Origin of the sequence: Clostridium sp. MSTE9, from assembly GCF_000277625.1 — a bacterium.
Taxonomy (GTDB): Bacteria; Bacillota; Clostridia; order Oscillospirales; family Acutalibacteraceae; genus Faecalispora; species Faecalispora jeddahensis.
Genome location: NZ_AKFU01000037.1, coordinates 67,120 through 79,507 on the forward strand (window position 1 = coordinate 67,120; position 12,388 = coordinate 79,507).

Consider the following 12,388-nt stretch of genomic DNA (forward strand, 5'->3'; position numbering starts at 1 on the left):
GTTAGAACACTGAAAAGATCAGCCTTTCACCCCCCCTGCCATCACATCTTTCGTGTAGTACTTCAGTACCAGAGGGAATAATACGAGGATTGGAATAATTGCGATTACAATGACTGCATAAGACAATGCCGTATAGTCGATCTTGGCCAGCTCGTTGTAGTTGAGCAGATTCTGCGCGCCGATCAGCGTGGTAGTATCGCCCTCCACCAAAAACTTGCGCAGAACCACCTGCAGCACACTGTCTTTAAGCTTGCTGATATACACGCCGGAGCGCAGGTATTCGTTCCAGCGAACGACGGCGTAGAACATGGTAAGCGTTGCGATGCCGGACCGACACAGGGGAGTCGCGATGGAAAAGAGCGTGCGGATATGGCCCGCGCCGTCGATCTTGGCGGCCTCATAAATGGAGAGCGGAATCTCTTCAAAATAGCGCATCATGATGATCAGGTAATAGACGTTGACGGCCAGGGCCAAAATCACAGACCAGCGGCTGCCGATCAGGCCCAGGTCCTTTACCACAAAATATTCCGGAACCAGGCCGGGGTCAAACAGCATCATGATGATGAAGAAAACCATAAAGGCCCGCTTGCCCACCAAATTCGGGCGGGTCAGCACATAGGCCGCCGAAATGGTCAGCAGCATGTTCAGCGCGGTGCCCACCACGGTGATAAACACAGAGGTCACGAGGGACGGCACCAAAACGGGGTTGCTCATAATAATCTGATAGTTGATGAAACTGAACCCCCGCGGGATAATGTCCAGCCCTTTCATCTGGGCGGACTGAGCGGGATCGGACAGGGACTTTGCAACAATATGCAGCAGCGGGATCAGAATGGTCAGAATAAACAGTCCCATAATGAGGATCAAAATCAGCTGACCCACGCGGAATTTTTTACGCAGCTTTGCTTGTTTCAATTTAGACACCTCCAACTGAATGCGCGTTCCAGCATTACCAAACACCCTGGCCGGTCAGTCGCTTTGATGTGACGTGGGTCAGCAATACCAGAATCAGTCCTACTCCGCCCTTGATCAGGCTGACCGCGCAGGCCAGCGAGTATTGGCCGTTATCGAGGCCAAGGCGGTAAATGTAGGTATCCAGAATATCGACCACGCTGTTGACCGCCGGATTTGTAAAGTTAAATACCTGGTCAAAGCCCGCCGTCATGAAGAATCCCAGGTTTAAGATAAATACGGTGGTCATGGGGATGATCAAAGCCGGCAGGATGATCGCGCGGATGGTCTGCGCACGATTTGCGCCGTCCATGTCCGCGGCTTCAAACAAGTCGGGGCTGATATTGATGATCGCCGTGAAGAAAATGATCGAATCCCAGCCGAGGCTACGCCACGCTTCTGAGAAGAAGAGTACCCACCGGATCGCGCCCTTGCTCGTCATAAAATCGTAGGGCCCGGCGCCGAACCAGCCCAGCACCTGATTGACCGCGCCGCTGGATGGATTGAGGAACGAAATCCAGATGCCTGCAATCACGACCCATGACAAAAGGTGGGGCAGGTAAGACACCGCCTGAATGGTATTGCGTGCCCGGCGGCTTCGGATTTCGTTGAGCAGGATCGCAAACAGGACAAAGAAAGGGAATAACAGTATGTATTTCATGAAGCTGATGATCAGTGTGTTTTTCAGAATATCGGTAAACGCCGACGTGCTGAACACCATATGAAAATATTTGAGTCCCGCCCACTCCCAGGGGCCTCTGGCTTTGTAATTGAAGAAAGCCATGCGCATGTTCCAGATTGGCCACACCCGAAAAATAATAAAATAGAGGATGGTGGGCGCGATCAGCACATACAGGATTTTGTCGGTGCGCATCTGTTTTAAGGCCGCTTTCCATCGATCACGGCGAGACACCGACAGTTGTCGGTCGTTCATAAGGGGAACCTCCTTTAACCATCAATCGCAGACATCATAGCAGGGGCGCTTGTAAAATCATTGCAATGATTTATTTTGGGTAAACAGGCCGCGGCTGCGTTAAAAATCCCCGGAATACAATCGATACACGTGCCCTTTGGGGATTCTTGCGGTGCCGCCTTGCCTCATTTTTTCTCAAAATATCCGGCATCTTTGAATTTACAAACAAGACCTGATCTTTTCGTAAAAACAGGGAAAGAGAACCGTGCGTTTCTTTTGTCGCAGATCTGTATCGATCATTGAAGCAAAAGGGAAAAATGATATGTAAAAGCAGTTTAAGAAACCGGTTTATCTGATGGATTTCATTATACAAGGTTTGTTTTACACACGCAATCATTTTATTGCACAAAAATACAGCGGATTTAATATACAATTTACATTAACGCACAAAAATACGTCGATAAATTGATATTTGATCCGCTGTAAAAAGTCGTTTTATTAGGAACCGGTTACTTTCTGGTTGTTTCTCGAAGAACTAAAGTAGGCTGAATGGTCATGTGCCGCATGCTCCCGATGGTACCATTGATAATCGAAACCAGCATGGTGGCGGCCTGCTCGGCCGCTTCCCGCCTGGGTTTCAGCACGGTGGAGAGGGCTGGGTCGTATGTTTCAGAGATTTCAATTCCGTCGAAACCGATTACCTCGATTTCGCTTGGTACATGCCTGCCGGCTTCCTTCAGCGCTTTCAGCGCGCCGATGGCGATCATATCGCTGCCGGAGAAAACGGCGGTGAAATCAAGCCCTTCCCGCAGCAGTCGGGTCACGGTTTCCTGGCCGAAGTGTGCGGAAAATTCCCCGAAATGAACGAGCCGCTCATCAATTGGAATCCCGGCTTCTTTCAGCACCTGCTCATAAGCCCGGTGCCGCTGAACAGCGCCGGAAACGCCTGCGTTGCCGTCCATATATAAAATGCGGCGGTTCCCGGTGGATAGCAGCTGGCGCATGGCCTGCGCGGCGCCGTATTCGCTGTCGCTGGCGATGCTGGCGTCGCATACGTGGTGGTCAAAATTGCGCCCCATCAGCACAAGGGGAATATTGTATTTGGAAAACTGCGCCAAAAATGTGTCGTTCGACACGCCGGAGCAAAGGATGATGCCGTCCACCCGGCGGTCAACCATTGATAATAAATGATGCTTCTCTTTTTCCGGGTCAAAATCCGAATTGCCAAGATACATGGAATATCCGTTCTTGTCCAGTACGTCGCTGATCCCGCGCACCTGAGCGGGGAAAAAATGATTCAGAATATCCGGAACCACAACCCCGATCACGCCCGAGCAGGAGGTCGCTACGCTGCGGGCCAGGGTATTGGGGCGGTAGTTCAGCTCTTTTATAGTGGTAAGCACCCGCTTTTTGGTTTCTTCACCCACGCCGGTGGCTTTATTATTGATCACACGGGAAACAGTCGCTTTCGAAACTCCGCAAATCGCTGCAATATCTGCAATACTGTACTTTTGCATGCTTTTCCCTCCAAACAGCCGAATCAGGCGGCTCAAATCTTTGCGCCTGCACTTCTTTTGTCCTATTATAAACAAATTGAGAAACAAAAAGCAAGCGGTTTCTTTTTTATTCCCGATTCCCACAGAATTTTAAGGACAATAACCATAGAATTATCGTATTTTTATGGATAACGCCTCTTGAAAAGCAACAAAAGAATGAGTATAATACTGAGTAACCGGTTTCTTAAAGTGTGTCCGCTTTGCAAAGGAGTTTACGTAAAAACAACGGCTTTTGAAGCGGCATTGCTATCAATAAGTGAAACGATTGGGAGGCTAAAAAATGATCAAGGATTATCTCGAAAAGGTTTATTCCGGCTTTTTAGGAATGAACATCGGCATTCGGCTCGGCGCGCCAGTGGAACCGACCATTTGGACCTACGATCGCATCCGAAATACATATGGTGAAATTACGGACTATGTAAAGGACTTCAAAAACTTTGCGGCCGACGACGATGTAAACGGCCCTGTTTATTTTTTAAGAGCGCTGTACGATGACGCGTCTGACCGTCCGCTTGAGCCGCAGGATGTGGCGCGGGCCTGGCTCAATTATGCGCGCGAGGGCGTGGGCATGTTCTGGTGGGGCGGCTATGGCCGCAGCACCGAGCACACTGCGTACCTGAATCTGAAAGCGGGCATCCCCGCTCCGCGTTCCGGCTCGATCCAGCAGAACGGCAAAACGATTGCCGAGCAGATCGGCGGACAGATTTTCATCGATACGTGGGGGCTGGTCAATCCCTGCGAGCCGCACCGCGCGGCGGAATACGGCGCGGCGGCCGCCAGCGTTTCTCACGACGGCGAGGGCGTTTACGGAGCGCGCTTCTTCTGCGCCGCGATTGCAAAGGCGTTTGAGACCAGCGACATCAACGAGATCATGAACGCCGGATTTGCGGAAATCCCGGAGGATTCCCTCTATCGGAAGGTGGCCGACGCGGTGCTCAGTTTCCACGCGGAACACCCGGACGACTGGCGGGCCTGCCACCAGATGCTGGTGGCAGACTGGGGCTACGACAAATACGGCGGAGTATGCCATATCATTCCGAACGCCGGTGTGTGCATCCTCGCGATGGCATATGGGCAAGGTGACTTTGCGCGCACGGTGGAGATTGCCACCATGTGCGGGTGGGATACCGACTGCAACGCCGGGAACGTCGGCACTGTGCTGGGCGTGGCATGCGGCATCGATGGGCTGCCGGAGCGCTACCGCGGCCCGATCAATGACGGTCTTGTGCTTTCCGGTATTTCCGGTTACCTGAATATTCTGGATGTCCCCACCTACTGCAAAGAGATTGCCGCTCTGGGCTACCGCATTGCGGGGGAAGAGATACCCGCCGAAATCAGCGATTCCTATCGTCTGGGCGAGGTCCATTTCGATTTTGAGCTGCCCGGCTCCACACACAACATGCGCGTGTCCGACCCATTCTTCTGCCGCACCTGGCATTCCACCGAGCAGGCGGCAAGCGGCACCGGCTCTTTGAAAGTTCTGGTAGACCGCATGGAGCGCGGCCATCAGTGCAAGCTGTTTTATAAACCGTTCTACCGCCGCGACGATTTTTCAGATGAGCGGTACAGCCCCGTTTTCACACCGACTGCCTACCCCGGCCAGACCGTTTCCATGAAGCTGTATCTGGACCAGTGGAACGGCTGGGAGACCATCGGCATCGCGCCCTATGTGCGTACCACCAGCGACAAAAAGGATCATCTGCAGGGCTACATCAAGCTTCAGCAGGGCAAATGGCTGGAGGTCTCCTTCCAGATTCCGGACACCGACGGGGACATGGTCGATGAGGCCGGTATCGTGATTGAGGGCTACTCCCCGGCAAAATCCAAAACGCTCGGCATGCTGTATCTGGATGATTTCTCGATCACCGGGAAGAGCGAGTACCGCATTGCCCTTGCAAAGCAGAAAACGGAGTTCGGCTGCGTGACGCCCTTCTCGTTCGACCACGGCGCGTGGGATTTGGATGGCGGCCAGCTATTTTTGATGCGCTGCGAACCGGCCTTTGCCTATGCGGGCAATTACTATGCAACGGATTACACCGTCACGGCTCCGGTCACGCCGCTCAATGGCGACAGCCACCTGCTTACCATCCGCGCGCAGGGCGCGATGCGCGGCTATGCCGGGGGTCTTGCCGCGGACGGAACCGTGAAGCTGTACAAAAATGATTTCGGCTACCGCGAGCTCAGCAGCGCCGCGTTCGAGTGGGAACAGGAGCAGGCTTATGAGCTTTCGCTGAAAGCCGTTGGGAATACAATTACCCTCTTGGTCAACGGGAAAGAAATGCTTTCCGCCAAAGACGACTCTTACCAATACGGCATGTTCGGCTGCGGTTCGCTGAGCATCGGCCGCACCGCCTTTGGAGATTTCACCGTAAAGGAGGAATAAACATGAAAGAGCTCAGGCTGCTTTCCCCATGTGGAATCCTGGGGTATGGATTCCCGGAAAGCTCTTTTCTGAACGGGATGGCAATGAATCCGGACGCGATTGTGGTGGACGCAGGCAGCACAGACGCCGGCCCCCACAAGCTTGGGGCGGGGGTGGCGATCGTAAGCCGCCGCGCCTGCAAAAAGGATCTGGAGATCATGATTACAAACGGCGCCAAGGCGAAGATTCCGGTTGTGATCGGTTCGGCCGGGGGAGCAGGAGGCCGCGTTCATGTGGAGTGGACGCTTTCGATCATTGAGGAAATTTTGAAGGAACACGGGCTCCAGCATCTGAAGCTTACCGTCATTTGGGCCGATATAGAGAAAAAGGTTGTTAAGCAGCGCCTGAGCGAGGGGAAAATCGACCCGCTGGGCCTGACCGTGAGCGAGCTCACTCCGGAGCGCATTGAGAAAACAACGGGGATCGTGGCGCAGATGGGCCATGAGCCGATTGTGCGGGCGCTGGAGCAGGGGGCGGACATCATTGTCTGCGGCCGTGCCTACGACCCTTCGCCCTTTGCCGCCGTGGCCGTGTTCCATGGGTTTGATATGGCCTATGGCTATCACGCGGGCAAAATTCTGGAATGTGCGGCGCTGTGCGCGCAGCCCGGTACCACCAAGGACTGCATGCTCGGCATCATCCGCGAGGACGGCTTTGTCGTCACCCCGCTTTCCAAGGACCGGGTCTGCACAAAAACGTCGGTTGCGGCCCATACCTTTTACGAAAAGGATCATCCCTATCTTCTGCACGGCCCCGGTATCGTGCTGAATCTGGAGCACTGCACCTTTATCGAACTCGAGGACGGGCGAAGCGTTTTTGTCACCGGCAGCCGGATCGAAAGAACCGATCCTTACCGCATCAAGCTGGAGGGAGCCATGCCGGTAGCGTTCCGCACCTTTGTCGTGGCTGGTATCCGCGACCCGCTTTTGATCGGCCAGCTGGAAGAGGTGCAGGATAAAGTAAAAGCACAGGTGCGCGACTATTACAGCGATGTGGACGAAAAGGATTACAAGATCAACTTTATCAATTACGGCATCAACGGCGTGATGGGCGAGATGGAGCCCTGCCGTGACCTTCCGCATGAGGTGGGCGTGGTGTTTGAGGTGATCGCCAAAACGCAGGAGCTGGCCGACACCGTCTGCTCTTCGGTTCGCTCCACGTTCCTGCATTACGGGTACGAAGGCCGTAAATCGACAGCGGGGAATCTGGCGTTTCCGTTTGCCCCGAGCGACGTGCCTTTCGGCAGGGTATACGAGTTTTCTCTCTACCACCTGATGGATGTGCGGGACGGGGAAGAGATGTTCCCCGTGGAAGAATGGAAAGGGGGCGGCACGCGATGAAAAAGCGGCTGTATGAATGCGCGAAGGTGCTGCGCTCCAAAAACAGCGGACCCTTTGAAATCACGCTGGATTGCCTGTTCGACGACGAGCAAATCTACCGGAAGATCAAAGAAAGCGGTATCATCAACCGTGCGTTGGTGGCAGAGCTGTATCACATTCCCGAAGATTTGATTACCAACATCGTGTTCTTTGACCCCGCACTCGGGTTCAAAATCACATTTGCCCGCCGGATTTCGTCCGGTACCAGCTTCGACAGGGACGTATACGGCGCGCAGCAGCACGCCCCGCTGATGGAGCTGCTGGTAGAGGTATAAGGGTTGGCTTACCTGCTGCGTCTTTCTAGGAAGTGAAACGGAAAGAAAGGAACGCCGCACAGTAGCACGTGCTTTAAAACAATAATTGGTTTCTTCCCCGCCTGCGGTGGGGAAGAAACCGTCGTAGTTGTATCGGCCCATTCTAAAGTGAATCGACGATAAAACAGTGCCTTGCTGGAAAGGAAGGAGGAAACCGAATGAAAATCCTGAACTTCGGTTCGCTCAATATTGATTTTGTCTATTCTGTGGATCACATCGTTGCCCCCGGCGAAACGATTTCTTCTACGCAGCTGAATGTCTACCCCGGCGGAAAAGGGCTGAACCAGTCGGTCGCGCTGGCCCGGGGCGGCGCTGCGGTGTTCCACGCGGGAATGCTGGGGGAAGACGGTGGTATGCTCCGCAAAACCTGCGAGGAAAATCACGTGGATTTCTCCCTGATCCGTACTGTGGGGGAGCGCAGCGGCAACGCGATCATTCAGGTGAGCGCCAAAGGGCAGAACAGCATCGTTCTGTTCGGCGGGGCCAACCGGAAAAATGAGAAAGCGTATGTCGACGAAGTGCTCTCTCATTTTGGGGCGGGCGATCTGCTGCTTCTCCAAAATGAGATCAACCTGCTTGATTATCTAATCGAGCGCGCGGCACAGCGGCAGATGAAAATCGCGCTGAACCCTTCCCCGTACGACGATGCAGTGCAGCAATGTGATCTTCACAAGGTACACTGGCTGATGATGAACGAGGTAGAGGGGAGCCAGATCACAGGCGAGCGTGAGCCCGATGCCATACTGGAACAGATTCAAAAGCGGTACCCGCAGGTTCACACTGTACTGACTCTCGGGAAAGACGGGGTGATCTACCAGGCCGGCCGGCAGCGCTTTCACCACGGCATTTACGACGTTCCCGTGGTGGACACCACAGCGGCGGGGGATACCTTTACCGGTTATTTCTTCTCCGGGGTCGCAAGGGGTGATTCCCCGCAGGAATGCCTGCGGCTTGCGTCCATCGCATCCTCTCTGGCTGTTTCTCGCAAGGGGGCAATTCCCTCCATCCCCTGGCGGGAGGAAGTGCTCAGCGCCAAGCTATCCCGCGTAACATGAGCCGAATTACTGGCGTTTTTGTGTTATCATGGAATTTGAGAATAGGATTGTCCCTATGCTTTCACGGGATGTGAAAGCCTGAAAAAGCCTCCTCAAATAAATCAAATATAGAATCAATCGCATGGCCGGCAGCCGTATTTCGGTTTGCCGGCCATGCGATTTTAATTGGTCCGCATATTTCAAAAAGAATTGGTCTGGTGTTATGATTCACAGTCCTCAAACATCGGCTCGATATCCTTTTTTATCAGTTCTATCCGGTCCTTAGCATCCGGTATAAAGGTAGAGGCGATCGAAACCACTATTTTTTTCTCAGCATTGACGTAAATCACATTTCCACCATCGCCCATAGCAGCATAGGTGTGTTCTTTATCATCAATAATCCACCAAAGGTAGCCATAGGGCAGATTGCCCCATTGGGCGCATCGGCTATGTTCCCTGGTGCTCTCTGTTATCCACTCAGCCGGTACGATTTGCTTCTGGTCCCACATTCCGCCGTTTAAATACAGTTGGCCTGTTTTTGCCATGTCCTCAGGTGTCAGAAAAAGGCCCCAGCCTGCCGTGTTGATTCCTTGCGGGTCAACCACCCAGCCACTGGTGTTTTTATCGTTCATCACGGCGAAATGCTCTTCTTTATTACGCAGCACCACATTGTGCGGAACACGGATTCCAAGTGGTGAGAATAAATTTTTCGTAGCAAAATCAAGGATCGGCTGGCCCGTTGCTTTTACAAGAATCCCCGATAGAATGTGGGTTCCTCCGATGGCAGAATAATTGAATTCACCGATCGCTTTCTCCCCGCCCAATAGATCGAGCGCATCTTGAATCGGATTCTGGCTGGTGAAGAACATTTCGTATGGTTCCGTCTGATATTTATAAGGAGCTGTCATAGTAAGCAAATGCTGAATGGTAATGCGTTGTATCGTTTTTTCCCCTCCCTTCACAGTGTAATCCGGGAAAAAGTCCAATACCTTCTGGTCAGCATTGTCAATATAGCCTTGATCAATGGCGATACCGATCAAAGCAGAAAGAACACTCTTTGTCACCGAAAACACATGAAGGGCATTATCGGCGGTATATCCGCGAAAGTAGTTCTCGTATACCGCTTCACCGTTTTTCAGAATCACTACGCCGGTAATATTGTCATAATCACTATTGATCGCCTCTTCAAGCTCTTTCCAGTTTTTCTGATTCATACAATTCATTTTCTCCTTTCAGTGAAAAAGGATATCCTTGAAATTAAGGATAAGTCCATTAAAAATGATTTGCAACCCCCATTTAAAATAAAATAAAAAAATAGATTAGCTGTATTTCAAGCTAATCTAATCCTTTTGATTTACGGCGCTGCACCTTACTTGGGATGGCATTTTTTTCAGCAAACGTATGATAAAACAAAACTTACGCTTTCGCTTTTTGCGCTTCCGTGCGCTTCATTGTCAGCGAGATGCGCTTTTTCGCTTCCTCCACACTGAGCACCGTAACCGTTACAACGTCACCGACCTTCACCAGATCAGACGGGTGTTTGATAAAGTGATCCGACATCTGCGAGATGTGTACCAGCCCATCCTGATGCACGCCGATATCTATAAACGCGCCGAAATCAGTCACGTTTCTCACCGTGCCGGTCAGTTCCATCCCGGCTTTCAGGTCAGACAGACTCATAATATCCGTTCGCAGCAGCGGCGGCGGGAGCTCGTCGCGAATATCGCGCCCCGGCTTTTGCAGCTCGGCGATGATGTCGGTCAGCGTGGGAATGCCGACTCCGCAAGCTTCGGCGGCTTTCTTCCAGCCGATCTTCTCAATCTGCTGCGACACCGTACCTACTCCCTGCATCGTCAGGTCGGAGGGCTTCATCCCGAGCAGTTCCAAAAGCTTTGTAACAGCGTCGTACGATTCCGGGTGAACAGAGGTATTGTCTAAAATGTTCTTTCCCCGCGGAATCCGCAGAAAGCCCGCGCACTGCTCGTAGGCCTTCGGCCCGAGCCGCGCAACCTTTTTCAGCTGGCTGCGGTTCTGGAACGGGCCGTTGTCATCCCGGTAGGCAACCACATTTTTCGCAACCGTTTCATTCAGGCCCGAAATGTGAGTCAAAAGCGAGACGGACGCCGTATTCAAATCGACGCCCACGCTGTTGACGCAGTTTTCCACCACGCCCTCCAGGGCGCTGTCCAGCTCAGCGGGCGGCATGTCGTGCTGGTACTGGCCGATCCCGATGGCTTTGGGGTCGATTTTCACCAGCTCTGCCAAAGGGTCCTGCAGCCTGCGCGCGATCGACACCGCGCTGCGCAGGGAAACGTCGAACTCGGGGAATTCCGCGGCGGCCAGCTTCGACGCCGAATACACCGAGGCCCCGGCCTCACTGACGACCATATAGCTGACCGGCGCTTCCAGCTCGCGGAGCAGCTCTGCCACAAAGATTTCGGATTCCTTGGAGGCGGTGCCGTTCCCGATCGAAATAACGGTGACCCCGTGCTTTTGAATCAGGCGTTTCAGCTCCTTTTTGGCCTCTTCCGTCTTTTTATGGGGAGGGGTGGGGTATACCACAGTGGTATCCAGTACCTTGCCGGTTGCATCCACCACCGCGATTTTGCAGCCCGTGCGGTAGGCGGGGTCAAAGCCCATGATCACCTTGTCCTTCACCGGGGGCTGGAGCAGAAGAGGCTTTAAATTCAGGGCAAACATAGAGATGGCCTGCTTGGCCGCCCGCTGCGTCAATTCGTTCCGGATTTCCCGCTCAAGGGAGGGGAAGATCAGGCGTTTCCAGGAATCCTCCACGGCCTCCTTTACGCAGGCAGAGGTGACGCTGCCGGGTTTTACAAACCGGTCGCACAAAGCCGCGAGTGCGGGCGCATCGTTCAGCTCCAGTTTGACTTTCAGACATTCTTCCTTTTCTCCGCGGTCGATTGCCAGAATCCGGTGGCTCGGTATTTTGCTGACCGGCTCCGAATACTCGGCGTACATTTCGTAAACCGGGTTCTCCTGAACGGCGCGAGATACCACAAGTCCGTCTCTTCGTATGATCTGGCGCAGCTTTTTTCGCATCTCCGCATCGTCTGAGATCTCCTCGGCCAGAATATCCTGCGCTCCCTGAACCGCATCCTCCCAGGACTCCACACCCTTTTCCGTGTTGACATAGGGCGCGGCGAGCTTTTCCAGCGTGGTGCCGCGCTGCGTTTGCGCCATGATCAGGTCTGCCAGCGGACGCAGGCCTTTTTCCTGTGCGATGGTGGCCCGGGTACGGCGCTTAGGCCGGTAGGGGCGGTACAGGTCCTCCGCTTCCGCGAGTGTTTTCGCGTTTTGAACGGAGAGAGAAAGCGCATCGGTCATTTTGCCCTGCGCCGCAATGCTCTCCAGAATTTCCTCCTTGCGCTTTTCCAGGTTCCGCAGGTATTGCAGGCGGTCCGACAGCTCGCGCAGAACCTGGTCGTCGCAGGAGCCGGTCATTTCTTTGCGGTACCGCGCAATAAACGGGATGGTGTTCCCGTCGTCTATCAGTGCAATCATATTTCCCACATGCTGCTGGTTCAGGCGGAATTCCTTCGACAGCTCCGCGATCATATCCATACATTTCCTTCTTCCTGCTTTTTCATTTGCTCCGTATTGATAATGGTATTTTACCATAGAATGGCTGAAAATTCACAGGAAAATAAACGGCCGCAGTTCAGACGATCCATCTTTCTGCGAAAATCTGGCCAGATAGCCCTCCAGCTCGGCAGTCAGGCCAGAATAAACAGAAGCGTTCTTCCAATAAGAAGAGCATGACAGTCTGTCGACCGTCATGCCCGGAATAGTCCGATTGAT

10 protein-coding genes are annotated in these 12,388 nt (G+C 53.3%); 4 read left to right on the forward strand and 6 right to left on the reverse strand.

The window, feature by feature from the left end; all coding sequences use genetic code 11:
• Window positions 1-18: 18 nt before the first annotated feature.
• From HMPREF1141_RS11690 to HMPREF1141_RS11700, 3 genes are all read right to left on the reverse strand, one after another.
• Complete coding sequence (locus tag HMPREF1141_RS11690; RefSeq protein WP_009064630.1) at window positions 19-915, reverse strand: carbohydrate ABC transporter permease; 897 nt, start codon at window positions 913-915, stop codon at window positions 19-21.
• Between the two features lie 34 nt (window positions 916-949).
• Window positions 950-1,885, reverse strand: coding sequence for an ABC transporter permease subunit (locus HMPREF1141_RS11695; RefSeq protein WP_051044307.1), 936 nt, complete (start codon window positions 1,883-1,885; stop codon window positions 950-952).
• A 488-nt stretch (window positions 1,886-2,373) separates the two neighbouring features.
• Window positions 2,374-3,381, reverse strand: a complete 1,008-nt coding sequence (locus HMPREF1141_RS11700; protein WP_035317027.1) for a LacI family DNA-binding transcriptional regulator — start codon at window positions 3,379-3,381, stop codon at window positions 2,374-2,376.
• Between the two features lie 319 nt (window positions 3,382-3,700).
• Here HMPREF1141_RS11700 and HMPREF1141_RS11705 point away from each other — a divergent pair, with 319 nt between their 5' ends.
• From HMPREF1141_RS11705 to HMPREF1141_RS11720, 4 genes are all read left to right on the forward strand, one after another.
• Complete coding sequence (locus HMPREF1141_RS11705) at window positions 3,701-5,803, forward strand: ADP-ribosylglycohydrolase family protein (RefSeq protein WP_009064620.1); 2,103 nt, start codon at window positions 3,701-3,703, stop codon at window positions 5,801-5,803.
• A 2-nt stretch (window positions 5,804-5,805) separates the two neighbouring features.
• Window positions 5,806-7,182: an acyclic terpene utilization AtuA family protein gene (locus HMPREF1141_RS11710; protein WP_009064510.1), complete on the forward strand. Its 1,377-nt coding sequence runs from the start codon at window positions 5,806-5,808 to the stop codon at window positions 7,180-7,182.
• Window positions 7,179-7,496, forward strand: coding sequence for a DUF4387 domain-containing protein (locus tag HMPREF1141_RS11715; protein WP_009064556.1), 318 nt, complete (start codon window positions 7,179-7,181; stop codon window positions 7,494-7,496). The genes HMPREF1141_RS11710 and HMPREF1141_RS11715 overlap by 4 nt, the downstream gene beginning before the upstream one ends.
• 197 nt (window positions 7,497-7,693) lie before the next feature.
• The gene (locus tag HMPREF1141_RS11720) at window positions 7,694-8,590 is read left to right on the forward strand and encodes a ribokinase (protein ID WP_009064496.1); all 897 of its coding nucleotides are present in this window, start codon (window positions 7,694-7,696) and stop codon (window positions 8,588-8,590) included.
• Window positions 8,591-8,790: 200 nt separating this feature from the next.
• Here the strand turns inward: HMPREF1141_RS11720 and HMPREF1141_RS11725 are convergent, their stop codons facing one another.
• The 3 genes from HMPREF1141_RS11725 to HMPREF1141_RS17365 form a co-directional block, all read right to left on the reverse strand.
• On the reverse strand, window positions 8,791-9,783 hold the full coding sequence (locus HMPREF1141_RS11725; RefSeq protein ID WP_009064498.1) for a serine hydrolase: 993 nt from the start codon (window positions 9,781-9,783) through the stop codon (window positions 8,791-8,793).
• Between the two features lie 202 nt (window positions 9,784-9,985).
• Window positions 9,986-12,151, reverse strand: a complete 2,166-nt coding sequence (locus HMPREF1141_RS11730) for a Tex family protein (protein WP_035317029.1) — start codon at window positions 12,149-12,151, stop codon at window positions 9,986-9,988.
• Between the two features lie 72 nt (window positions 12,152-12,223).
• On the reverse strand, window positions 12,224-12,367 hold the full coding sequence (locus HMPREF1141_RS17365) for a hypothetical protein (protein WP_155863610.1): 144 nt from the start codon (window positions 12,365-12,367) through the stop codon (window positions 12,224-12,226).
• Between the last annotated feature and the right edge of the window lie 21 nt (window positions 12,368-12,388).